Here is a 20,187-nt window from a genome sequence, read left to right as displayed (position 1 = left end):
AATGAGTGATTTGATTCGAGTCGAAGACCTGCGCGTGGTCGCTTGCGGCGAGCGTGGCGAAGTGGAGATCGTCAAAGGCGTGAGCTTCTCCCTGGCCAAAGGTGAAGTGCTGGCGTTGATCGGTGAGTCCGGCTCCGGCAAGACCACCATAGCGCTGGCGTTGCTCGGCTATGCCCGACGCGGTTGTCGATTGGCGTCCGGCGTGGTGCAAGTCGGCGAACACGACATGCTGGCGTTGAGCGAAAGCGAACTGCAAGGCCTGCGCGGCAATCGGGTGTCGTACATTGCCCAGAGCGCCGCCGCTGCGTTCAACCCGGCGAAAAAACTGATCGATCAAGTGGTGGAGGGCGCATTGATTCACGGCCTGGGTAGCCGGGCCGTGCTGGAAGCCAAAGCCATCGAACTGTTCCGCGATCTGGCCTTGCCGGATCCCGATCACATTGGCCAGCGTTACCCGCACCAAGTATCCGGCGGGCAGTTGCAACGGGTAATGGCGGCCATGGCGCTGATCAGCGATCCGCTGCTGGTGGTGCTCGACGAGCCGACCACCGCTCTCGACGTGACGACGCAGATCGACGTGCTGCGCGCCTTCAAGCGGGTGGTCCGCGAACGTGGGGCGACGGCGGTCTATGTGTCCCATGATTTGGCGGTCGTCGCGCAAATGGCCGATCAGATTGTGGTACTCAACGGCGGACAGATTTTCGAGCAGAGCGCCACCGCGCCGCTGCTCAAGGCCCCGGCCCACGAATACACCCGCAGCCTGCTGCTGGCGGCCCGCCCGGACACGACGATCCGCCCACCTTGTGGCATCGCTGAAGAAACACCGTTGCTGACCATCCAGGGGCTGACCGCCGGTTACGGCAACAAGAACCTGCAAGGCATGCCGTCGATTCGCGTGCTGGAAGATATCGACCTGACCGTGCGCCGGGGCCAGGCCATTGGCGTGATCGGCGAGTCGGGCTCCGGCAAGTCGACCCTGGCGCGGGTGGTGGCCGGGTTGCTGACGCCGGCCTTGGGCGGCCTGACCTTCGATGGCCAGCCACTGGGCGGCAGCCTGTCCGAGCGCACCGATGAGCAGTTCCGCCGGATTCAGATGGTGTTCCAGAATGCCGACACCGCGCTCAACCCGATGCACAGCGTCAGCACTATTCTGAGCCGTCCGCTGAAAATGTACTTCGGCCTCAAGGGCGCCGCGCTGCGCGAGCGTATCGGCGAACTGCTGGACCTGGTGCGCTTGCCGCGCGCCATGGCCGAACGTCGCCCGAATGAACTCTCCGGCGGGCAAAAACAGCGGGTCAACCTGGCCCGTGCCCTGGCGGCCAAACCGGACCTGATCCTCTGCGATGAGGTGACCTCGGCGTTGGACACCGTGGTCGGCGCGGCGATTCTCGAACTGCTGCGCGACCTGCGTCAGCAACTGGGCGTGTCGTATCTGTTCATCAGCCATGACATCTCCACCGTGCGCGCGCTGTGCGACGACATCGTGGTGATGTACAGCGGCCACAAGGTTCAGGCCGGCAGCCGGCAGGCGTTTGCCCAGGCACCGTTCCATCCTTACACCGACCTGTTGATCCATTCGGTGCCGGAACTGCGTCAGGGCTGGCTGGAAAACTGCGGCACCACCTGCGGCACGCTGCCGCCGATTGGCGCCAAGGCCAATGTGCCAGAGCTGTGCACCTTTCTCAGTCGCTGCCCGGTGCGGGTCGACGGCCTGTGCAATCGCACCGCGCCGAACCGGCGGATCATCGACGGCGGTAGCGAAATTCTTTGTCATCACGACAGTGCCGAGTTGCTGAAAACACAGCAGGGTTTATCCACCATGAGCCTGGGAGCTTATGCATGAAAGGGCGTTTTGTGAGGCTGGCCGAGCAGGGCCGGCCGACCGTCAAGCTGACGGTGGACGGTTCGCCCATTGAGGCGTTGCAGGGCGACACATTAATGGTCGCGTTGCTGACCCAGGGCTCGGCGCTGCGCCAATCGGAATTCGACTCGGGCCGCCGCGCCGGTTTCTGCCTGATGGGCGCCTGCCAGGATTGTTGGGTCTGGACCCGCAGTGGCGAGCGTTTGCGCGCCTGTTCCAATGAAGTCCGCGAAGGGCTGGACATCGTCACCACACAACCGGAGGCAATATGGCCACTGCACGGCTGAGCGCTCAACGAGTGGTTATTGTCGGCGCCGGGCCGGCCGGCATTCGCTGTGCCGAAACGCTGCTGGCGGCTGGCTTGAAACCGATCCTGATCGATGAGGATCGCCGGGATGGCGGGCAGATCTACCGTCGCCAGCCCGAAGGTTTTACCCGGGACTACGCCACCCTGTATGGCACCGAAGCGGCCAAGGCCAAGAATCTGCACCAGAGTTTCGACCGATTGCGCGGGCAAATCGACTACCGCCCCGACACGCTGGTGTGGAACCTGACGCCAGGGCAATTGTGCTGCGTCAGCCAGGGCAAGCACTCGACGGTGGATTACGATGCGCTGATCCTCTGCACCGGTGCCACCGACCGCTTGATGCCGATCGAAGGCTGGCAGTTGGCAGGCACCTACAGCCTTGGCGGGGCGCAAATCGCGCTCAAGTCCCAGGCGGTTTCCATCGGCCACCGCGTGGTGTTCATGGGCAGCGGGCCGTTGCTGTATCTGGTCGCCAGCCAATACGTCAAAGCAGGCGCCAATGTGGCGGCGGTGCTCGACACTTCACCCCTCAGCAAGCGCATCGCGGCAGTGCCGAAGCTGATGGCGCGTCCGGGATTGCTGTTCACCGGGATGAAGTTACTGGCGCAGTTGTACCGGGCGAAAATCCCGGTGCATCTGGGGATTTCGCCGCTTCAGGTGCAAGGCGATGCAGCCAGCGGCGTCAGTGGTGTGCGGGTGCGTACCGCGCGCGGTGAGACGTTAACGGTGGATTGTGATGCTGTGGCGTTGGGTTATCACTTGCGCCCGGAAACCCAACTGGCCGATCTGGCCGGTTGTCGCATGCGCTTCGATGAGGCCTCCAGCCAGTGGTGGCTGGCCGTCGATGAAGAGGGCCGCACCTCGGTCAACGGTGTGTATGCCGCCGGGGACGGTTCGAAGATTCGCGGCGCCGATGCGGCCGAGCACGCCGGGCGCCTGGCGGCGATGGCGTTGCTGGAGGATCTGCAGCAACCGGTGAACGCCGGCTTGCGTGACGAACAACGCCACGCGCTGGCGGTGATGGATGAGTTTCGCCTCGGTCTGGCCCAGGCGTTTCCCTGGCCGGCGGATCAAGCCAAAGCCTTGCCGGACTCAGCCATCGTCTGTCGCTGCGAGATGATCAGCGCCGGCGAGTTGCGCCGTACCGTGAGCGAGAAGGGGGCCTGTGAAGTCAATCGGGCCAAGGCCTTCAGCCGGGTCGGCATGGGCCGCTGCCAGGGGCGTTATTGCTCCCAGGCCGGGGCCGAAGTGATCGCGGCGGCGGCAGGCGTCAGCGTGCAACAGGTCGGTCGGCAGCGTGGACAGGCACCGGTCAAACCCCTTTCGATGCTCACCGAGGAGGTGTCGCCATGACGCTACACAAAGCCGATGTAGTGATTGTTGGCGGCGGCCTGATGGGCTCGGCGGCGGCGTTTTTCCTGCGCCAGCGCGGGCAGTCGGTGATTCTGCTGGAGCGCGACCAGATTGGTCAGTACGCCAGCGGCGTCAATTTCGGCAACGTCCGGCGTCAGGGACGCTTCCTCGGTCAACTGGAATTGGCCAACCGTTCCTGGGCGCTGTGGAAACGCTTGCCAGAGCTGATCGACGACGACCTCGAATTCATTGCCAGCGGGCACATGCGCGTGTGTTACCGCGAGGATGAAATCCCTGAACTGGAAGCCTATGCGGCAGCACCCGAGGCGGCGCAGCTGGATTTGAAAATCTATCGTGGCGCCGAGCTGCACCAGCGCTTTCCGTTCCTCGGGCCGGACGTGAAGGGCGGCTCTTACGCGCCCCACGATGGCCACGCCAACCCGCGTCTGGCCGCACCGGCGTTTGCCCGGGCTGCCCGCCGCCTCGGGGCGCGGATCGAGGAACAGACTGAAGTCGCTGAAGTGCAGAAAATTGCCGGCGAGTTCACGGTGACCACCACCGACGGTCGCCAGTTCGGCGCCGAGCGCTTGCTGATCACCGCCGGCGCCTGGGGCCAGAAACTCTCGGCGCAGTTCGGCGAACCGGTGCCGCTGGATACCAACGGCCCACAAATGGCCGTGACCGAACCGGTGCCGTACGCCTTGCCAACGGTGATCGGCGTGTACACCAAGATCCCCGAAGAAGTGATCTACTTCCGCCAGATCCCGCGCGGCAACATCATCATCGGTGGCGGCTACCGCAGCAAACCGGACATGCTCAACCGCCGCGCCTATGTCGAGCCGCGCAGCATTCTTAATCAGATGGACCAGATGCGTCGCCTGCTGCCAGGCGTCGGCAACCTGAACATCATCCGCGTGTGGAGCGGCATTGAAGGCTACTTGCCCGATTCCCTGCCGGTGATGGGCCCCAGCGGCAACGTTGACGGTTTGTATTACGCGTTCGGCTTCTGCGGTCATGGCTTCCAGCTCGGCCCAGGCGTCGGCGACGTGATGGCCGAACTGATCAGCACCGGCAGCACCAGCACTTCGATTGAGCCGTTCTCGATCCGCCGGTTCACCCCTTCAGCCGAGCAACGGACAACTGAGCAAAGGAGCAGGGCCTCATGAAACCCCGTGTACTGGATATTCTCAAACGCCTGATGGCCTTCGACACCGTGTCTTCGGAGTCGAACATGGCCCTGATCGAGTACGTACGCGACTTGCTGCTGACCAAGGGCATCGAGTCACTGATCGTCAAGGACGAAACGGGTAAAAAGGCCAACCTGTTCGCCAGCACCGGCCCTAAAGAGTTACCAGGCATTCTGTTGTCCGGCCACACCGACGTAGTGCCGGCGGCCGGCCAGGCCTGGACCTTGCCGGCGTTTCAGGCGACGGTGCAGGACGGGCGGATTTACGGCCGGGGCAGTTGCGACATGAAGGGGTTTATCGCGTTGGCCATCGACGCCATGCTCGATGCCGCCGACCATTCATTGAGCCGACCGCTGCAAATAGCTTTGTCCCATGACGAAGAGACCGGCTGCGTCGGTGTACGCCGTTTGCTCGACGTGCTGCACCTGGCGCCAGTGCGGCCGTTTTTGTGCCTGATCGGTGAGCCGACCAACATGCAGTTCGTGCTGGGGCACAAGGGCAAGGGGTCTTACCGCACTTATTGCCGTGGCCTGGAAGCGCATTCCTCGTTGGCGCCGCGTTCGGTCAATGCGATTCACGTGGCCTGCGATTTCATCGCGGCTCTGCGTCAGAGCCAGCAGCAACTGCAAGAGCAGGGCGCACAGGATGCCGATTACGACGTGCCTTACAGCACCGTGCACGTCGGGCAGATTGTCGGCGGCAAGGCGCTGAACATCGTGCCGAACCTGTGCACCCTGGATTTCGAGGTACGTAACTTGCCGGCGGACGATCTGGATCAGTTCCTGGAGCAGATGCGCGAGCGTGCCGAAGTGATCGTGCGCGAGGCGAAAAAGCTGTCCAGCGTGGCAGACATCGAGATCGAAACCCTCAACGTCTATCCGGGCCTCGATACCCACCCGAGCGTTGAAGCGGTGCGCTTCCTGAAAAACTTCGCCGCGCCGGACACCGGCACCGCCAAAGTCTCGTTCGGTACCGAGGGCGGGTTGTTCAAGCAGCGTCTGGACGTACCGGTGGTGGTCTGCGGCCCGGGCTCGATCGAACAGGCGCACAAGCCGGACGAGTTCATCGAGATCAGCCAGATAGAGGCTGGGGAGCGGTTTCTGGAGGGATTGCTGGGTTCCCTGAAACTTTGAGATCGTCAAGATCTTTTGATTTGTGCTTGCCGGTAGAGCCTGCCGTCCCACCGCGAATTTCAGCATCCAACACTGCCCATCAAACGCTTTCAGCATCCTTATCCGTGGCACCTCCCTAGACTGGAAATGTCTCGGATCAGGACTCGACCATGCTCAAGAATCGTTTGAAAGACCCCAGCCTTCTGGCAGAACTCGCTTATGTGGACGGGCAGTGGATCGGCGCCGATAACGCCGCGACCCTGGACGTCATCGACCCGGCCACCGGCCAGTTGCTTGCCCGGGTGCCGGCCATGCAGGGCGCAGAAACCCGACGCGCCATCGAAGCCGCCGAGCGGGCCTGGCCCGCGTGGCGCACACGCCCGGCAGCAGAACGGGCGGCGCTGCTGGAGCGCTGGTATCAGGCGATGATCGACAACCTCGACGACCTCGCCTTGATCATGACCTGCGAGCAGGGCAAACCGCTGAACGAAGCCAAGGGTGAAATCCGCTACGGTGCCGGGTTCGTCAAATGGTTCGCCGAAGAGGCCCGCCGGGTTTATGGCGAAACCATACCGGCCCCCAGCGGCGACCGCCGCCTGCTGACCCTCAAGCAACCGGTCGGCGTGTGTGCCGCGATCACCCCATGGAATTTCCCCAACGCGATGATCACCCGCAAGTGCGCGCCGGCCCTGGCCGCCGGGTGCCCGATCATCGTCAAACCCTCGGACTTGACCCCGCTGTCGGCCCTGGCCCTGGCGGTACTCGCCGAACGCGTCGGCATTCCGGCCGGGGTGTTCAACGTGCTGACCGGCATGCCCGCCGGCATCGGCGAAGAACTGACCGGCAATCCGACGGTGCGCAAGATCTCCTTCACCGGCTCCACTGCGGTCGGTCGGCTGCTGATGCGTCAGAGCGCTGAGCACATCAAGCGCTTGAGCCTGGAACTGGGCGGCAACGCGCCGTTCATTGTGTTCGACGACGCCGACCTGGAGCAGGCGGTAACCGGGATCATGCTCAGCAAATTCCGCAACGCCGGGCAGACCTGCGTCTGCGCCAACCGCATTCTGGTGCAGGATGGCATCTACGAACGTTTCGCCCAGCGACTGGTGGAGGAGGTGGGCAAACTCAAGGTCGGCAATGGCCTGGACGCCGACGTGACCATCGGCCCGCTGATCAACCCGGCGGCGGTGAGCAAGGTCGCCCGGCACATCGACGATGCCCTGAGCCAGGGCGCGCGTTTGCTCTGCGGCGGCATTCCTGAAGGCGACAACCAGTTCGTTCAGCCGACCGTCCTTGGCGACACCCATGCCGGTATGTTGCTGGCCAACGAAGAAACCTTCGGCCCGGTGGCGCCGTTGATGCGGTTTACCTCTGAGGCCGAAGCGCTTGCGTTGGCCAATGCCACGCCTTTTGGTCTGGGGGCCTACTATTTCACTCAGGATTTACGCCGTTCCTGGCGGTTCGGCGAGGCGCTGGAGTTCGGCATGGTCGGCCTCAACACCGGGCTCATTTCCATGGAAGTCGCGCCGTTCGGCGGCATCAAGCAGTCTGGGCTGGGCCGTGAAGGCAGCAAGTACGGGCTGGATGAATACCTTGAAGTCAAAGCTTTCCACATCGGCGGGCTGTAATTAACGGACACGGGGGCACGATTGATGAGCAAGACATTCAGAATCGCCGCGATTGCCGGCGATGGCATCGGCAAGGAAGTCCTGCCGGAAGGGTTGCGGGTACTGGAGCAAGCCGCGAAGAAGTGGCAGTTGGAGCTGAGCATCGAAGTGCTCGACTGGGCTCACTGCGATTACTACCTGGAACACGGGAAAATGATGCCCGACGATTGGTTCGACCAGCTCAAGGGGTTCGATGCGATCTACTTTGGCGCCGTCGGCTGGCCGGACAAGGTGCCGGACCACATTTCTTTGTGGGGCTCACTGCTGAAGTTTCGTCGCGACTTCGACCAATACGTGAATATTCGCCCGGTACGTCTGTTTCCCGGCGTGCCGTGCCCGCTGGCCGGGCGCAAACCGGGGGACATCGATTTCGTGGTGATCCGCGAGAACACCGAAGGCGAGTATTCCTCGGTCGGCGGCAAGATGTTCGAAGGCACCGAGCATGAGTTCGTGCTGCAAGAGTCGGTGTTCACCCGACGCGGCGTGGACCGGATTCTCAAGTTCGCCTTCGACCTGGCCCAGACCCGACCGCGCAAACGCCTGACGGCGGCAACCAAGTCCAACGGGATTTCCATCAGCATGCCGTACTGGGACGAACGCACGGCATTGATGGCCGCTCAGTACCCGGACATCACTTGGGACAAACAGCACATCGACATCCTGTGCGCGCGTTTTGTACTGCAACCGGACCGGTTCGATGTAGTGGTGGCGTCGAACCTGTTCGGCGACATTCTGTCCGACCTGGGACCTGCCTGCGCAGGCACCATCGGCATTGCGCCGTCGGCCAACCTCGATCCCGAGCGGCGTTTTCCATCGCTGTTCGAACCGGTGCACGGCTCGGCCCCGGACATCTATGGGCGCAACATCGCCAACCCGATCGCGATGATCTGGTCCGGTGCGTTGATGCTGGATTTTCTGGGCAATGGCGATGAGCGTTATCGCGCCGCGCACGACGGGATTCTGCAGGCGATCGAACGGGTGATTGCAGAAGGGCCAATCACCCCGGACCTGGGCGGGCAGGGCTCGACTCAGGAGGTCGGCAAGGCGATCGCGCAAGCGCTTTAAAGCCAACACCCTGTAGGAGCGAGGCTTGCCCGCGAAGAATGCACCGCGGTTTATCAGGTATTACGCGTCATCGTTCTTCGCGGGCAAGCCTCGCTCCTACAGGGGCGGCCCGTTCAGGGGATCAGTCTTCCTTGCGAATCGTGGCCACGTCATCGGCGCGGACTTTCACTTTCGCCCCGGAAATATCTTCGAATTCGAAGAAGCCATCCTTGCCCTTGGTGTTCGGCATGTCCTTGGTCAAATACTGGGTGCCGTTCTGCAGGGTCACGACCGTTGGCGTCGAGCAACCGGTCAGGGCCAGAAAGGCCGCTGCCGCCAGAGGCAAACCCAGAGTCTTGATATTCATACACACCTCCATCACTCAATAAAAACAGTGCGAACGCCTCGTTCGAGATCAATCCTCACTGTGCTTCTAACGCGGTTGGTGCGATGGAATGGCAGAAAGTTCGATGGTCACCCGAAAATTGTCCGATTGCGTCGCCACTTATCCTTTTCCGTTTGCACCGGGTGGGGCATAGCTGGTATCTGTACGCATAACCAGTATTCGCTTACCATGGCCCGATTGCCCGTGATTGTAAATCCCCTCGACGACCCGTTCTATTACTTGAACAACTTCATGCAAGTGCTTGATTGGCTTGAGCATCGTTATGCCGATGTACTCAGCATCGAAGAGCAGGACTTCATCCGCGACTTCAATCGACTGCCCCGCGAGTCCCAGGCTTTGCTGGTCAGATTGGTGATGCGCAAGGGCGTGCATTTCAGGGTCGGCAAACTGAGTTACGTCGAAATCGGCGACATCGCCAGCGCCGCGGCGCCGCTACTGGCTTTGGGCTGGATCGACGAACAGTCGCCGCTGCCTGTCGAGGAGGTGTTCGAGGTGCTGCTCAAGGCCGAGATTCTCCAGTGTTTTGGCGATGCCATCGATCAACCGAAAGGCAAAAAGAGCGATTGGCTGCCGGCCCTGAGCGAGCAGTTTCCTGAAGAGCAAAGTTTTGCCCAGTGGTGCCCGGCACTGGATGACCGGTTGTTCAGCCTGACCGTCATGGGCCTGTGCGATCGGTTGCGCCTGATGTTCTTCGGCAATCTTTACCAGGATTGGTCGGAATTCGTTCTGGCTGACCTGGGCATCTACACCTACGAAAAAGTCGAGTTTTGCGCCGAGTCCCGAGGCTTGCGCAGCCGCGAAGACGTCGACGCCTGCCTGTTCCTGCACAGCTGTCAGCAGCATTTCGAGGCCGGTGAAGAGGTGGCGGTGGTTGTCGAGCAGATCAACAGGCTGGAACTCGCCAATCCCTGGCTGCAAAGACGTCGGGCCAAGCTGCTGTTCCAGATCGCTCAGCACTGCGAACGCATGGCGGATTTTTCCACCGCCCTGGGCCTCTACCGCGATTGCGCCTACCCCGGCGCACGCCTGCGGCTGATTCGCGTGCTGGAGCGCTGTGGTGAATTTCAACTGGCCATGGATTTGGCGAGCCACGCCGAGCAAACCCCGGAAAGCGCCACCGAACATCAGCATTTATTGCGTGTGCTGCCCAGGCTGCGGCGCAAACTGGGCGGGCCGCCGATCAAGCGGCCAGCCCCGCGGCCCATGCAGCGCCTGGACCTGCAATTGCCCAGGCACGACCCGGCATTGTCGGTGGAGTATTACGTTCAGGCGCATCTGGCGGACGAGTCGGCACCGGTGCATTACGTCGAGAACAGCCTGATCAACTCGCTGTTCGGGTTGCTGTGCTGGCCGGCGATCTTCGCCCCGTTGCCGGGGGCGTTTTTTCACCCATTCCAGCGCGGCCCGGTGGACCTGCACAACGAAGACTTTCATGCGCGGCGCGCGGATCTGTTCCAGGCCTGCCTCGCCGAACTCGATGACGGGCGTTACGCCCAGACCATCCGCGAGCGTTACACCGCCAAGTGGGGCGTGCAGTCGCCGTTCGTATTCTGGGGCGCGCTGAGCGAGGAACTGCTGGAGCAGGCGCTCGACTGTCTGCCCGCCGAACACCTCAAGCACTGGTTCAATCGACTGCTGCTCGACATCAAGGCCAACCGCGCCGGCATGCCGGACTTGATCCAGTTCTGGCCGCAACACAAAACCTACCGAATGATCGAAGTCAAAGGCCCCGGCGATCGCCTGCAAGACAACCAATTGCGCTGGCTGGAGTTCTGTCACGAGCACCAGATGCCCATCGCCGTTTGCTACGTGCAATGGGTGGAGCAGGGCGCTTGAGCTACAGCATCGCGGTGCGGGCGTTGTGTGAATTCACCGCCAAGGTCGGCGACCTCGACCTGCGTTTCACCCCGTCGCCAACCGCGCTGGAAGGCATTGTCGGCCATCGCACCGTGGCGTCACGACGCAGCGGGGGTTACCAGAACGAGGTCGCACTTGAGGGCCAGTATCGAACCTTGAGCGTGAAAGGCCGGGCGGATGGCTACGATCCGGGGCAAAACTGCCTCGAAGAAGTCAAAACCTACCGGGGCGACCTGAGCAAGCAACCGGCCAACCACCGGCAGTTGCACTGGGCGCAGGCGAAAGTCTATGGCTGGTTGATGTGCCAGAAACTGGATTTGGCGCAGATCGACCTGGCCCTGGTGTACTTCGACATCGTCAGCGAGAAGGAAACCTGTCTGGTCGAGACCTTCAGCGCTGCCGACTTGCAGCTGTTCTTCGAGCACCACTGCGGGTTGTTCCTGCACTGGGCCGAGCAGGAAATGGCCCATCGCGAAGGGCGCAATGTGGCGGCTCAACAGCTGAGCTTTCCCCATGCCGATTTTCGCCCCGGCCAACGGCATCTGGCCGAATCGGTGTTCAAGGCAGTCAGCACCGGCCGCTGTCTGATGGCCCAGGCGCCGACCGGTATCGGCAAGACCATTGGCACGCTGTTCCCGATACTCAAGGCCCTGGCGCCGCAGCAACTGGACAAGGTGTTTTTCCTCACGGCGAAAACCCCGGGGCGCAAATTGGCGCTGGACGCGGCTCAGGTCATCCTCGACAGCGCCGATGCACAGCCGTTGCGAGTCCTCGAGATGATCGCCCGGGACAAGGCTTGCGAGCACCCGGACAAGGCCTGTCATGGCGAATCCTGCCCGTTGGCCCAGGGTTTTTATGATCGTCTGCCGGACGCGCGTCAGGCCGCCAGTCAATTGAGCCTGTTGAACCAAAGTGCCTTGCGCGAGGTTGCCCTGCGGCACGAGGTTTGTCCTTATTACTTGAGCCAGGAAATGGCCCGCTGGGCGGACGTGGTGGTCGCTGACTACAACTACTATTTCGACTTCAGCGCGTTGCTGTTCGGGTTGGCCCAGGCCAATAACTGGAACGTCGCGGTGCTGGTGGACGAAGCCCACAACCTGGTGGAGCGCGGCCGGCAAATGTACAGCGCCAGCCTCGACCAGGCGACTTTGAACGGCGTACGAAAAACCGCGCCCGAGTCGTTGAAGAGATCCTTGCAGCGAGTCAATCGTGAATGGAATGCCTTGCACGATCAGCAACTCGGCCCCTATCAGTCCTACGACAAAGCCCCGGAAAAACTGCTTCAGGCCTTGTCCTTGTGCTGCGCAAGCATCGGCGACTACCTGAATGATCATCCTCAGGGCCTGGACAGCGGGTTGCAGAATTTTTACTTCGACATGCTGCAATTCGGCCGCGTGGCTGAACTGTTCGACGAGCATTTCCTGTTCGACATCAGCAAGCGTGACCTCGAGCGCAAGCGCAATCTGTCGCAGCTGTGCCTGCGCAATGTGGTGCCCGCCGGTTTCATCCGCCCGCGCCTGACTGCTGCGCGCAGCACGGTGCTGTTTTCCGCGACCCTGAGCCCTCGGCATTACTACGCCGACCTGCTGGGCACCCCGGCGAACACGGTATGGATCGATGTGGAATCGCCATTTCACGCCGATCAGCTGCAAGTGCACATCGTCAGCCAGATATCCACGCGGTTCGTCCACCGTCAGGCCTCCCTTGCGCCCATCGTCGAGCTGATCGCCAAACAGTTCAGTCAACGCCCCGGCAACTACCTGGCGTTTTTCAGCAGTTTCGATTATTTGCAGCAAGTGGCGCAGTTGCTGGCCGAGCGGTATCCGCAGATCACGCTGTGGTCGCAGTCCCGGGGCATGGGGGAAGCGCAGCGTCAGGACTTTCTCGACCAGTTCACCGCTGACGGGCAGGGCATCGGCTTTGCGGTGCTGGGTGGCGCGTTCGGTGAAGGCATCGATTTGCCCGGCGCCCGCTTGATTGGCGCCTTCATCGCCACCCTAGGGCTGGCGCAACTCAATCCGGTCAACGAACAGCTGAAACAGCGCATGGCGGCGATTTTCGGTGCCGGTTATGACTACACCTACCTGTTTCCAGGTCTGCAGAAAGTGGTGCAGGCGGCAGGAAGGGTGATCCGTACACGAGAGGATCAAGGGGTGGTGATGCTGATCGACGACCGGTTTGGGGAGAGTAAGGTCAAGCAATTGCTGCCGCGTTGGTGGTCCGTTGAGCTGACGCAATTTCCTTCTGGTTTGTAGGAGTTTTTACCTTGTAAAACAGTGACATATCTTGAAAGACACGTTCGTTTGAACAAACAACGAAACACCGCTTTATTCAAAGGGCAGGCAATCACTTTCAAGCGAATCTTTGATAAGGAAATCAAGGTATGTCAGTAGCACCGAATTACGCTTACACGCCAGAACAAGTCACCGCAGCGTTCACTGAAATCACCACCACATTATTCAGTGGCATCACCGCCGAAACACTCCCCAAGATGCTGATTGTCGCGGGGGTACAGGGCTCGGGTAAAACCTATCTGCTGGAAAAAAGCCTTTTGCCCACCAACCGCTATGCCAATTATGTCCGGCTGTACTTGCCCGAATACCGAAAAAAACACCCTCAATACGCAGAAATGATCAAACTCGGTGTCCTGCACGCTTATGAACATACGGAGGCTTTTGTCCGGGATGTGAGCACGAAGATCTTCACCGAGGCTTTTAAAAACAAATACAACATCATCATGGAATGTGCATTCGACAGCATCGATTTCGCGGCTTTCCCACCGACGGCGACGGCTGCCGGCTACCAGTTCGAAACTCACATCGTCGCCTGCAATCAGGAGTTCGCTCATGTATCGAGCATCAAAAGAGCACTGAAAAGCCTGGAAGATCAGGAAATGGAAAGATTTCTCCCGGCATCAAAGCTGGAGGCCAGCATGAGATATGCACAAGCGATCATCCCGGCCTTCGAGACAGCCGCAAAGGCGATCAGCGGCTCGCAAATCATCTTGTACGAGCGTGGGTTTGGTGGTTTGAAAGACCGTGTCTTGCGCGCTCAGAGCACCTACACAAAGGCCGCCAACGGAGCGATCGACTCGACGACACTCAACGCGCATTTTTCGCACGGCGTCTATTCCGGCATCATCGACAAACATGTCTTCGCGATGACCGACCGGGACGAAATGGTCAAAGAATGTCATGTGGCGTTGCATAAGTCCCGGACCCATGCCCGCTATGTCCCGAACTTCGTCTACAACGAGCTGTACGCTTACATCGTCAAATACGTGTACCGATAATCCGCGCTGTAGGAGCTCAGCTCCTACAGTTGATCCGTGGTTGCCGCACGAGTCAGCGGTTGCGCAAACTACGCTCCATCCGCGCAATCCCTTCTTCCAGCAACGCCCGTGGGCAGCCGAAGTTCAAGCGCACGAATTGCTGGGCGTGATCGCCGAAATCCAGCCCGGCGCTCAGCCCGACTTTGGCCTGTTCGAGGAAGAATTGCTGCGGGTTGTCCAGCCCCAGTGCCGTGCAATCGAGCCACGCCAGATAAGTGCCCTGGGGCACGTTCATGGTCACGCCCGGCAACCGCGTGCGAACCGCCTCCACCAGATAGTCCCGATTGCTTTGCAGGTAGGCCATGAGTTCGGTCAGCCATGGGCGGCCTTCGCTGTAGGCGACGCGGGTGGCTTCCAGGCCCAGCGGGTTGACGCTGTCGACCATGCCGCAGCGGGCATGGTTGACGCGATGGAGCAGCGCTGCGTCTTGAATGATCATGAACGCAGTCTTCAGGCCAGCGATGTTGTAGGCCTTGCTGGCCGACATCAAGGTGATGGTGCGCTTGGCGATCTGCGGGCTGAGCGAGGCGGTCGGAATATGCACGCGCCCATCGAAGCACAGCTCGGAATGGATCTCGTCGGAGATGATCCACGCATCCTGTTCCAGGCAGATGTTGGCAACCGCTTGCAGTTCTTCCCGAGGGAAGACCTTGCCCAGCGGGTTATGCGGGTTGCTCAGCAGCAACGCGCCACCGCCTTGCAGAGCCTGGCGCAAGGCATCGAGTGGCGTGGCGTACGTGCCATCGGCCAGCACGTTGAAGTCCAGTTCGACCTTGTTCAGCTGCCAGTGGCCCGGCGCATGGCGCAGTGGTGGGTAGTTGGGTGTCTGCACGACCACGTTCTGTTGCGGCTGAACCAGTGCATGCAGGGCCATGTTGAAGCCTGATTCGATACCCGGCAGGAACACCAGTTCCTGGGGCTGCACACGCCAGGCGTACTTGTCCCACAGGTCGGCGACGATGGCGTCACGCAAGTCATCCTGGGCCACGCTGTAACCGAGCATCGGGTTTTCCAGGCGTTTTTGCAGGGCCTGAATGATCGCCGGTGGTGCGGCGAAGTCCATGTCGGCGACCCACATCGGCAACACGTCGGCCGGGTAGCGGCTCCACTTGGTACTGCCGGTGCCATGGCGGTCGAACACCTGATCAAAATCGAAAGTCATGCTCAGTCTCATAAAAGGCAGAGGGGGTAATCCGGCGGCCATGATAAGCGCCAACCTTCACCGCTGGCGAGTTGTGCAACAGAGCATGACCGGCAAGCCGCCGACGGTCGGTTTTCAGACCGCGCAGCACAACATTGTCTAAAGTTCTAATTGGCGGTAGTTCCGTTGCCGTCACCGTGATCGTCCAGAAAAACCCGGCCAACGCACCGGGTTTCCACCTGATCAGGAGTGCACGATGGACCTCAACCGTCGTCAGTTCTTCAAGGTCGCTGGTCTCGGCCTTGCAGGATCCACCCTTGGCGCGCTGGGCATGGCCCCGACGCCAGCCTTCGCCGAACAAGTGCGTCATTTCAAGCTCGCCCATACCCATGAAACCCGCAACACCTGCCCGTACTGCTCGGTCGGCTGCGGCTTGATCATGTACAGCCAGGGCGACAATGCGAAGAATGTCGCCCAGAGCATCATTCACATCGAAGGCGATGCCGACCACCCGGTCAATCGCGGCACCCTCTGCCCAAAAGGCGCAGGCCTGCTCGACTTCATTCACAGCCCCAGCCGTCTGCAATACCCGCAAGTGCGCAAGCCCGGCACCAAGGAGTGGACGCGGATCTCCTGGGATGAAGCGCTGGACCGTATCGCCGACCTGATGAAGGCCGACCGTGACGCCAACTTCATCGAGAAGAACGCCCAGGGGCAAACGGTGAACCGCTGGCTGACCACCGGTTTCCTCGCGGCCTCGGCCTCGTCCAACGAAGCGGGTTACATCACCCACAAGGTCATTCGCAGTCTGGGCATGCTGGGGTTCGATAACCAGGCACGTGTCTGACATGGCCCGACGGTGGCAAGTCTTGCCCCGACGTATGGCCGTGGTGCCATGACCAACCACTGGACCGATATCGCCAACGCGAATCTGGTTCTGGTGATGGGCGGCAACGCAGCAGAAGCACACCCTTGCGGTTTCAAATGGGTGACCGAAGCCAAAGCCCACAACAAGGCGCGGCTGATTGTGGTCGACCCGCGTTTCACCCGTACGGCCTCGGTAGCGGACTATTACGCACCGATCCGCACCGGCACCGACATCGCCTTCATGGGCGGGCTGATCAATTACCTGTTGACCGAAGACAAGATCCAGCACGAATACGTGCGGGCCTATACGGACGTGTCGTTCATCGTCAAGGCCGGCTACGGTTTCGAGGACGGCTTGTTCAGCGGTTACGACGCGAGCAAGCGCAGCTACACCGACAAGTCCGGCTGGGGGTATGAGATCGGCGAGGACGGCTTTGCCAAAGTCGATCCGACCTTGCAGGACCCACACTGCGTCTATCAATTGATGAAGCAGCATTACAGCCGCTACACCCTGGAGCTGGCCAGTCAGGTCTGTGGCATGCCCACCGACGCGATGAAGAAAATCTGGGAAGAGATTGCCACGTGTGCTCAACCGGGCAAGACCATGACGATTCTCTATGCCTTGGGCTGGACCCAGCACTCGATCGGCTCGCAGATGATCCGCAGCGCGGCCATGGTGCAATTGCTGCTGGGCAACATCGGCATGCCCGGCGGGGGCGTCAACGCTTTGCGGGGGCACTCCAACATCCAGGGCCTGACCGACCTCGGCTTGCTGTCCAACCTGCTGCCCGGCTACCTGACCCTGCCATCCGAAAGCGAACAGGACTACAACGCCTACATCGCCAAGCGCGCACTCAAACCGCTGCGTCCCGGGCAGATGTCCTATTGGCAGAACTACGGCAAGTTCCATGTCAGCCTGATGAAAGCCTGGTATGGCGCCAATGCCACCGCCGAGAATAACTGGGGCTACGACTGGCTGCCGAAACTGGACATTCCCGGCTACGACATCCTGAAAATGTTCGACATGATGGGCAAGGGCCAGGTCAACGGCTACATGTGCCAAGGCTTCAACCCGATTGCCGCCTTGCCGGACAAGAACCGGGTGATGAAGGCACTGGCCAAACTCAAGTGGCTGGTGGTGATGGACCCGCTGGCCACCGAGACCTCGGAGTTCTGGCGCAACGTCGGGCCTTACAACGATGTGCAAACGGCCGACATCCAGACCGAAGTCATCCGCCTGCCCACCACCTGTTTTGCCGAAGAAAACGGCTCGCTGGTCAACAGCGGCCGCTGGCTGCAATGGCACTGGAAGGGGGCCGACGGCCCGGGACAGGCGCGCACCGACGTGAAGATCATGGCCGAGCTGTTCATGCGTCTGCGCCAGCGTTACCAGGCCAATGGTGGCGCCTGGGCCGAGCCGATCCTCAAGCTCGACTGGCCCTACAAAGTACCGGATGACCCGACGCCGGAAGAACTGGCCCGGGAATTCAACGGCTACGCCATCGCCGATGTCACCGACGCTTCGGGCGCGGTGGTCAAGGCCGGTCAGCAGCTGTCCGGTTTCGCCCAGCTCAAGGACGATGGCAGCACGGCTTCCGGTTGCTGGATCTTCTGCGGCAGTTGGACCGAGCAGGGCAACAACATGGCCCGTCGTGACAACAGTGATCCTTACGGCATGAAGCAGAACCTCGGCTGGGCCTGGGCCTGGCCGGCAAACCGACGGATTCTCTACAACCGCGCCTCTTGCGACCCCCAAGGCAAACCGTGGGATGCGAAAAAACGGCTGGTGTGGTGGAACGGCAAGGTCTGGACCGGCACCGACGTGCCCGACTACAAGGTCGATGTGCCGCCGGAAGCCGGGATGAACCCGTTCATCATGAACCCCGAAGGCGTGGCGCGGTTCTTCGCCCTCGACAAGATGAACGAAGGGCCATTCCCCGAACACTATGAACCGTTCGAGACGCCCATCGGCATCAACCCGATGCACCCCAATAACAAACAGGCGACCAGCAACCCGGCCGGGCGGATCTTCGATTCGGTCTGGGACACCCTGGGCCAGGCCAAGGACTTTCCTTATGCAGCGACCAGCTACCGGCTGACCGAACACTTCCACTTCTGGACCAAGCATTGCCCGATCAACGCCGTGACCCAGCCCGAGCAGTTCGTCGAGATCGGCGAGGCGCTGGCCAAGGAGAAGGGGATTGCCGCCGGCGACCGGGTTCGGGTCAGTTCCAAGCGCGGACATATCGAAGCAGTGGCGGTGGTGACCAAGCGGATTCGTCCGCTGCAGGTCAACAATCAGGTGGTGCACCAGATCGGTATCCCGTTGCACTGGGGGTTCACCGGCGCCACCCGTCACGGTTACCTGACCAACACCCTGGTGCCGTTCCTCGGCGATGGCAACACACAGACCCCGGAATCCAAGTCATTCCTGGTCAACGTGGAGAAAATCTAAATGGCCAGCCAAGACATCATCGCCCGTTCGGCCACCACCACCGTGCCGCCCTCGGTGCGTACCCAAGGGGAAGTGGCCAAGCTGATCGACACCACCAAATGCATCGGCTGCAAGGCTTGCCAGGTCGCCTGCTCGGAATGGAACGAGCTACGCGACGATGTCGGTCACAACCTGGGCACCTACGACAACCCTCACGACCTCAGCGCAGACACGTGGACCCTGATGCGCTTCACCGAGCATGAAACCGACGCCGGCAACCTCGAATGGTTGATCCGCAAGGACGGCTGCATGCACTGCGCCGAGCCCGGCTGCCTGGCGGCATGCCCGAGCCCCGGCGCGATCATCAAACACGCCAACGGCATCGTCGACTTCGATCAGGACCACTGCATCGGCTGCGGCTATTGCATCACCGGTTGCCCGTTCAACATTCCGCGCATCTCGCAAAAGGACCACAAGGCCTATAAATGCACGCTGTGTTCGGACCGGGTGGCGGTGGGGCTGGAACCGGCCTGCGTGAAAACCTGCCCGACCGGCGCCATCGTGTTCGGCAGCAAGGAAGACATGAAGGAACACGCCGCCGAACGCATCGTCGACCTCAAGAGCCGCGGCTTCGACAACGCCGGTTTGTATGACCCCGCGGGCGTCGGCGGCACTCACGTGATGTATGTGCTGCACCATGCCGACACGCCCAGGTTGTATGCCGGTTTGCCGGATCACCCGGCGATCAGTCCGCTGGTGGACCTGTGGAAAGGCCTGAGCAAACCCCTGGCGCTGCTGGCCATGGGCGCGGCGGTGCTGGCCGGGTTCTTCCACTACGTGCGCGTCGGGCCACAACTGATCGAGGAAGACGAACATCCGACCACCGTCGACCCTGCCGTGCATGAGTTCGATCCGTCGGTGCACACCTTCGATCCAAGCAAACCCGGCGGGGAGGACAGGCCATGAACGACAAACCGATCCTGCGCTACACCGCCAACCAGCGCACCAACCACTGGCTGGTGGCGATTGTGTTCCTCTTGGCCGCGTTGTCGGGGCTGGCCTTGTTTCATCCGGGGTTGTTCTGGCTCAGCAATTTGTTTGGCGGCGGTTCGTGGACGCGCATTCTGCATCCGTACCTGGGCGTGACGATGTTTGTGCTGTTCCTCGGCCTGGTGTGCAGTTTCTGGCGGGCGAACTACTTCATCACCAACGACCGGCTGTGGCTCAGGCGTGTCGGGCATGTGATCCGTAACGAGGAGGAGGGCGTGCCGCCCATCGGTAAATACAATCCGGGGCAGAAGCTGCTGTTCTGGGTATTGTTGATCTGCATGCTGGTGCTGCTATTCAGCGGATTGGTGATCTGGCGTGCCTGGTTCAGTGCGTACTTCGGCATCACCAGCATCCGCTGGGCGATGCTGCTGCATGCGCTGGCAGGGTTCATCTTGGTGTTGAGCATCATCGTCCACGTCTATGCTGGTATCTGGATTCGCGGTTCGGTCCACGCCATGGTGCGTGGCCGGGTCAGCCGCGCCTGGGCGAGAAAACACCATGGGCTCTGGTACCGGGAAGTGACCGGCGACGAAACGCCAGAGCCACCGATCAGCAAAAAAGGATGATCCC

General features: G+C 61.2%; 15 protein-coding genes. 13 read left to right on the top strand and 2 right to left on the bottom strand.

The window, feature by feature from the left end; genetic code table 11:
* Position 1 precedes the first annotated feature (1 nt).
* The 7 genes from AC07V0_RS17715 to AC07V0_RS17685 all read left to right on the top strand — a co-directional run bounded on the left by AC07V0_RS17715 (position 2) and on the right by AC07V0_RS17685 (position 8,552).
* Positions 2–1,843, top strand: a complete 1,842-nt coding sequence (locus tag AC07V0_RS17715) for an ABC transporter ATP-binding protein (RefSeq protein ID WP_064617983.1) — start codon at positions 2–4, stop codon at positions 1,841–1,843.
* A complete protein-coding gene (locus AC07V0_RS17710; protein WP_018925981.1) occupies positions 1,840–2,148 on the top strand; it encodes a (2Fe-2S)-binding protein in 309 nt (102 codons plus the stop codon). The genes AC07V0_RS17715 and AC07V0_RS17710 overlap by 4 nt, the downstream gene beginning before the upstream one ends.
* A complete protein-coding gene (locus AC07V0_RS17705; protein WP_495019762.1) occupies positions 2,130–3,521 on the top strand; it encodes an FAD/NAD(P)-dependent oxidoreductase in 1,392 nt (463 codons plus the stop codon). Before AC07V0_RS17710 ends, AC07V0_RS17705 begins: the two co-directional genes overlap by 19 nt.
* A complete protein-coding gene (locus AC07V0_RS17700) occupies positions 3,518–4,687 on the top strand; it encodes an NAD(P)/FAD-dependent oxidoreductase (protein WP_018925979.1) in 1,170 nt (389 codons plus the stop codon). Before AC07V0_RS17705 ends, AC07V0_RS17700 begins: the two co-directional genes overlap by 4 nt.
* Positions 4,684–5,841 (top strand): acetylornithine deacetylase, encoded by a 1,158-nt coding sequence (gene argE, locus AC07V0_RS17695; protein ID WP_495019761.1) that lies wholly within the window; start codon positions 4,684–4,686, stop codon positions 5,839–5,841. Before AC07V0_RS17700 ends, argE begins: the two co-directional genes overlap by 4 nt.
* A 149-nt stretch (positions 5,842–5,990) precedes the next feature.
* Positions 5,991–7,448, top strand: coding sequence for an NAD-dependent succinate-semialdehyde dehydrogenase (locus tag AC07V0_RS17690; RefSeq protein WP_495019760.1), 1,458 nt, complete (start codon positions 5,991–5,993; stop codon positions 7,446–7,448).
* A 24-nt stretch (positions 7,449–7,472) separates the two neighbouring features.
* Positions 7,473–8,552 carry a tartrate dehydrogenase gene (locus tag AC07V0_RS17685; RefSeq protein ID WP_018925976.1) on the top strand — a complete coding sequence of 360 codons (1,080 nt, stop codon included), beginning with the start codon at positions 7,473–7,475 and terminating at the stop codon, positions 8,550–8,552.
* Positions 8,553–8,673: 121 nt separating this feature from the next.
* Here the strand turns inward: AC07V0_RS17685 and AC07V0_RS17680 are convergent, their stop codons facing one another.
* Positions 8,674–8,898 carry a YgdI/YgdR family lipoprotein gene (locus AC07V0_RS17680; protein WP_018925975.1) on the bottom strand — a complete coding sequence of 75 codons (225 nt, stop codon included), beginning with the start codon at positions 8,896–8,898 and terminating at the stop codon, positions 8,674–8,676.
* Between the two features lie 207 nt (positions 8,899–9,105).
* Here AC07V0_RS17680 and AC07V0_RS17675 point away from each other — a divergent pair, with 207 nt between their 5' ends.
* The 3 genes from AC07V0_RS17675 (at position 9,106) to AC07V0_RS17665 (ending at position 14,086) form a co-directional block, all read left to right on the top strand.
* Positions 9,106–10,773, top strand: a complete 1,668-nt coding sequence (locus tag AC07V0_RS17675; protein WP_192350536.1) for a VRR-NUC domain-containing protein — start codon at positions 9,106–9,108, stop codon at positions 10,771–10,773.
* Positions 10,770–13,049 carry an ATP-dependent DNA helicase gene (locus AC07V0_RS17670; RefSeq protein ID WP_495019759.1) on the top strand — a complete coding sequence of 760 codons (2,280 nt, stop codon included), beginning with the start codon at positions 10,770–10,772 and terminating at the stop codon, positions 13,047–13,049. The genes AC07V0_RS17675 and AC07V0_RS17670 overlap by 4 nt, the downstream gene beginning before the upstream one ends.
* 128 nt (positions 13,050–13,177) lie before the next feature.
* Positions 13,178–14,086, top strand: a complete 909-nt coding sequence (locus tag AC07V0_RS17665) for a zeta toxin family protein (RefSeq protein ID WP_018925972.1) — start codon at positions 13,178–13,180, stop codon at positions 14,084–14,086.
* 52 nt (positions 14,087–14,138) lie between these two features.
* Here the strand turns inward: AC07V0_RS17665 and AC07V0_RS17660 are convergent, their stop codons facing one another.
* Entirely contained in the window at positions 14,139–15,287 is a 1,149-nt protein-coding gene (locus AC07V0_RS17660; RefSeq protein WP_495019758.1) for a MalY/PatB family protein, read from the bottom strand.
* 235 nt (positions 15,288–15,522) lie between these two features.
* Between AC07V0_RS17660 and fdnG the strand changes: the two genes are divergently transcribed.
* From fdnG to AC07V0_RS17645, 3 genes are read left to right on the top strand one after another with little or no spacing between them, the layout of a single operon-like run.
* Positions 15,523–18,588, top strand: coding sequence for a formate dehydrogenase-N subunit alpha (gene fdnG / locus AC07V0_RS17655; RefSeq protein WP_155944797.1), 3,066 nt, complete (start codon positions 15,523–15,525; stop codon positions 18,586–18,588).
* Positions 18,589–19,533, top strand: coding sequence for a formate dehydrogenase subunit beta (fdxH, locus tag AC07V0_RS17650; protein ID WP_349745991.1), 945 nt, complete (start codon positions 18,589–18,591; stop codon positions 19,531–19,533).
* Positions 19,530–20,183 (top strand): formate dehydrogenase subunit gamma, encoded by a 654-nt coding sequence (locus AC07V0_RS17645; protein WP_018925967.1) that lies wholly within the window; start codon positions 19,530–19,532, stop codon positions 20,181–20,183. Before fdxH ends, AC07V0_RS17645 begins: the two co-directional genes overlap by 4 nt.
* Positions 20,184–20,187 lie beyond the last annotated feature (4 nt).

Source organism: Pseudomonas sp. GW821-FHT01E10 (genome assembly GCF_059422365.1).
The sequence above is the reverse complement of the archived record's forward strand: the minus strand, read 5'-3'. Positions and strand labels throughout refer to the sequence as shown.

Coding starts and splice junctions, on each gene's coding strand:
- AC07V0_RS17715 (WP_064617983.1), top strand. CDS start 2: ATGAGTGATTTGATTCGAGTCGAAGACCTGCGCGTGGTCGCTTGCGGC.
- AC07V0_RS17710 (WP_018925981.1), top strand. CDS start 1,840: ATGAAAGGGCGTTTTGTGAGGCTGGCCGAGCAGGGCCGGCCGACCGTC.
- AC07V0_RS17705 (WP_495019762.1), top strand. CDS start 2,130: ATGGCCACTGCACGGCTGAGCGCTCAACGAGTGGTTATTGTCGGCGCC.
- AC07V0_RS17700 (WP_018925979.1), top strand. CDS start 3,518: ATGACGCTACACAAAGCCGATGTAGTGATTGTTGGCGGCGGCCTGATG.
- argE (WP_495019761.1), top strand. CDS start 4,684: ATGAAACCCCGTGTACTGGATATTCTCAAACGCCTGATGGCCTTCGAC.
- AC07V0_RS17690 (WP_495019760.1), top strand. CDS start 5,991: ATGCTCAAGAATCGTTTGAAAGACCCCAGCCTTCTGGCAGAACTCGCT.
- AC07V0_RS17685 (WP_018925976.1), top strand. CDS start 7,473: ATGAGCAAGACATTCAGAATCGCCGCGATTGCCGGCGATGGCATCGGC.
- AC07V0_RS17680 (WP_018925975.1), bottom strand. CDS start 8,898: ATGAATATCAAGACTCTGGGTTTGCCTCTGGCGGCAGCGGCCTTTCTG.
- AC07V0_RS17675 (WP_192350536.1), top strand. CDS start 9,106: ATGGCCCGATTGCCCGTGATTGTAAATCCCCTCGACGACCCGTTCTAT.
- AC07V0_RS17665 (WP_018925972.1), top strand. CDS start 13,178: ATGTCAGTAGCACCGAATTACGCTTACACGCCAGAACAAGTCACCGCA.
- AC07V0_RS17660 (WP_495019758.1), bottom strand. CDS start 15,287: ATGACTTTCGATTTTGATCAGGTGTTCGACCGCCATGGCACCGGCAGT.
- fdxH (WP_349745991.1), top strand. CDS start 18,589: ATGGCCAGCCAAGACATCATCGCCCGTTCGGCCACCACCACCGTGCCG.
- AC07V0_RS17645 (WP_018925967.1), top strand. CDS start 19,530: ATGAACGACAAACCGATCCTGCGCTACACCGCCAACCAGCGCACCAAC.